The sequence below is a fragment of the Caulobacter sp. CCH9-E1 genome, assembly GCF_001556515.1.
In the GTDB taxonomy this organism is placed as follows: domain Bacteria; phylum Pseudomonadota; class Alphaproteobacteria; order Caulobacterales; family Caulobacteraceae; genus Caulobacter.
On the sequence record NZ_LSJA01000027.1, the window covers coordinates 1 to 2,606 of the forward strand.

A 2,606-nucleotide genomic window follows, 5' to 3' on the forward strand; every position below is an offset into this window, starting at 1 on the left:
CTCTCCAGCTCCGAAAAGCTAGCATGGGTGTCCACTGAAACGAGGGAGGATCAGCCGGAGCCAAGGGTTCGTCCAGCCATCTGGGCAGCCAACGCTACCGCGCTGATCAGTTCGCGCGGTCCAACGGTCACGTTGAGAGTCTGCTTTCGGAGCGGGCGCCCTTTACCGCTTCCGACCCACACTTGCCCCCTCCGCGCTGACGCGCTCCTCCCCCGGAGGGGGAAGAAGGGAGCGCACCTTCTGCCCCCTATGGGGGCGGACGACCATGCGAAGCATGGTCCGGTGGGGGCCTGCGGCCTGTCCGACTTCCCCCCCGTTCTGACTTTTGAAGCGCCCACTCTCGGACACTCGGCGGAAGCTTGGCTCTTACTGGATGTCCCCCGGCATTTAGGCTTTCAATCGAACGCCGCGCGCCATGAGGCCGTCGTGATATCCCTCTGGCAAGAACTCGGGGGATGGTTGACCCGTCAGCGCATTTAGCCAAGCTGGCGCGGTCGCTGGGAGCCTGGACGAACCGGTATCGGAGGGATCTGCTGAAGGCCGTGGCCCAGCGGGTCGATGTGACCCCGAAGGAGGGGTCTGCGCGTCAGCGGCTGCAAGGTGGAACTGCTGAGAGCGATTTCGGCGAACAACGGCGTAGAGTCGGCGGCTCCAGACGTTCGCACGCATGGACCGGCTTGGCGCGCCCTGCAGGATTCGAACCTGCGACCGCTCGCTTAGAAGGCGAGTGCTCTATCCAGCTGAGCTAAGGGCGCGCGCTGGCCGGCGAGTCCGCGAGAGCCCTAGTGGGTCCAGGGCTGCTTGCGGTTGGCGGCGAAGTTGTCGGCGTAGGCCTTGATGATCCGCTTGGGCGTCTTCGGCTCGAACAGCTGGAACGCGATCTCGTGGCGCTGGGCGTAGGCCACGGCCTCGTCGCGCGTGTCGAAGGTCAGGCGAATCTGACCGTTCATGTCGCTGGACTGGGTCCAGCCCATCAGCGGGTCGGGCTTGCGGGCCGAGGCCGGTTCGAACTCCAGCACCCAGTCCTTGGTCTTGGCCTTGCCGGACTGCATGGCGTTCTTGGCGGGGCGATAGATGCGGGCCAGCATGGACCTCTCCCAAAGTGCCTTACCGATGGTCGGAGCGGCAGGATTTGAACCTGCGACCCTCTGCTCCCAAAACAGATGCGCTACCAGGCTGCGCTACGCTCCGAAACATCGGCAGGCGGCTGCTCTACAGGGGTTCGGCGCGCGGATCAACGGACGTAAACCTCAGACCTTCGGGAAGATCCTGTGCAAAACCCGATCGCCCGGCAAGATGCCGAGCTGCGCGGCCCGTCCGCCGGCGATCTCAAGCACGCCCAGCACTAGGCCGCCGGACGGCAAAGGCGTCTCGTCATAGGGGCGCGCGTTTCGCACGATCGACAGAATCCGCCCGTCCGGCTGGATGTAGATGATGTCCAGCGGGATGAGCGTATTCTTCATCCAATAGGCGGCCGGCTGAGGTCGCTTGTAGGTGAAGAGCATGCCGCGGTCGGGCGCGAGGGACTTACGGAACATAAGCCCCCTCGCCTGCTCGGCCTGGGTCGCGGCGATCTCGACCTGGAATCGGGCGCGACCGCGGCTGGTGACGACCTCGACCGTCTCCAGCTTGGCTTGCGCCGCTCGCGCTCCGCCAAAGCCAAGCGCCCACGCGCCTCCCGCCAGGGCAAGGATCGCGCGCCTATCGATCATGCGCTTCGCCACACGTCACCTCGTCCGAAAGCTCATCTCAACAAGACTAGCTTCCGGATCGAGACGGCGGAAGTCAGGCGTCTCCGGCGGTGATCTCGGCGACCACCAGGCCCTTGGGGCCACGGGCGAACCGCACCAGGACGTCATCGCCGGGCTGGAGATCTTCCAAGCCTCCGCGCCGAAGCGTTTCGATATGGACGAAAATGTCACCCGGCTCGGCGTCGCGCACCACGAAGCCGTAGCCCTTGGTTCTGTTGAACCACTTGACCTTGGCATGCTCGGCCGGTCCCTCCGGGACCAGCGCGCCGCGGCCATGACCGTCCGCGCGCGGACCGTCGCGCCGCGACGGACCGTCGGCGAAGGTTCGCTTCTGGCGCTCGATCGGCATAGGCGCCGAGCTCTCGTCGAGATTGACGACCTCGCTGACCTGCCAGCCTTTTGGCCTTCGAACCACGTCGCACACGATGACCGCGCCTTCCATGGCGGTTTCGCGCCCGCAATTGCGCAGCGACGTCACATGTAGAAGCACGTCCTTCAGCCCAGTCTGGCCTGGATCATCGGGTATGATGAACCCATAGCCCTTGCCGGCGTCGAACCACTTCACCTTGCCGCTGATGCGCACGAACTCTTCGTGCGCCGCGGCGTCCTGAAAATCGTAACCAGACATCCCACCCCTCTGGCTCGCCTGATCAGCCCATCGGAGCGAGCACACGAGAACAGTGTTCTCGCGTAAGGAGAACCGTCAATGACGAAATCGCGTCAAACGGCCACGCAAGCGCCATCCGCGACATTTCGCCGCAGACACAATCTGGAAACATTCTGAAAAACACAGCCGAAGATGGCAGTCCCTAGGGGAGTCGAACCCCTCTCTCCAGATTGAAAATCTGGCGTCCT

The 2,606-nt window shown here is 64.2% G+C and carries 3 protein-coding genes and 2 tRNA genes; all 5 read right to left on the reverse strand.

The features are described 5' to 3' along the window. Positions 1-678: 678 nt before the first annotated feature. The 5 genes from AX690_RS01615 to cspD all read right to left on the reverse strand — a co-directional run bounded on the left by AX690_RS01615 (position 679) and on the right by cspD (position 2,379). Positions 679-755 (reverse strand) — tRNA-Arg (locus AX690_RS01615). 27 nt (positions 756-782) lie between these two features. Next, positions 783-1,088: an ETC complex I subunit gene (locus tag AX690_RS01620; protein ID WP_013078830.1), complete on the reverse strand. Its 306-nt coding sequence runs from the start codon at positions 1,086-1,088 to the stop codon at positions 783-785. A 26-nt stretch (positions 1,089-1,114) separates the two neighbouring features. Beyond that, positions 1,115-1,191, reverse strand: a tRNA-Pro gene (locus AX690_RS01625). Positions 1,192-1,250: 59 nt separating this feature from the next. Beyond that, positions 1,251-1,712 carry a DUF192 domain-containing protein gene (locus tag AX690_RS01630; RefSeq protein WP_066687136.1) on the reverse strand — a complete coding sequence of 154 codons (462 nt, stop codon included), beginning with the start codon at positions 1,710-1,712 and terminating at the stop codon, positions 1,251-1,253. 73 nt (positions 1,713-1,785) lie between these two features. Further along, positions 1,786-2,379 carry a stationary phase survival cold shock domain protein CspD gene (cspD, locus tag AX690_RS01635; RefSeq protein ID WP_066687138.1) on the reverse strand — a complete coding sequence of 198 codons (594 nt, stop codon included), beginning with the start codon at positions 2,377-2,379 and terminating at the stop codon, positions 1,786-1,788. Between the last annotated feature and the right edge of the window lie 227 nt (positions 2,380-2,606).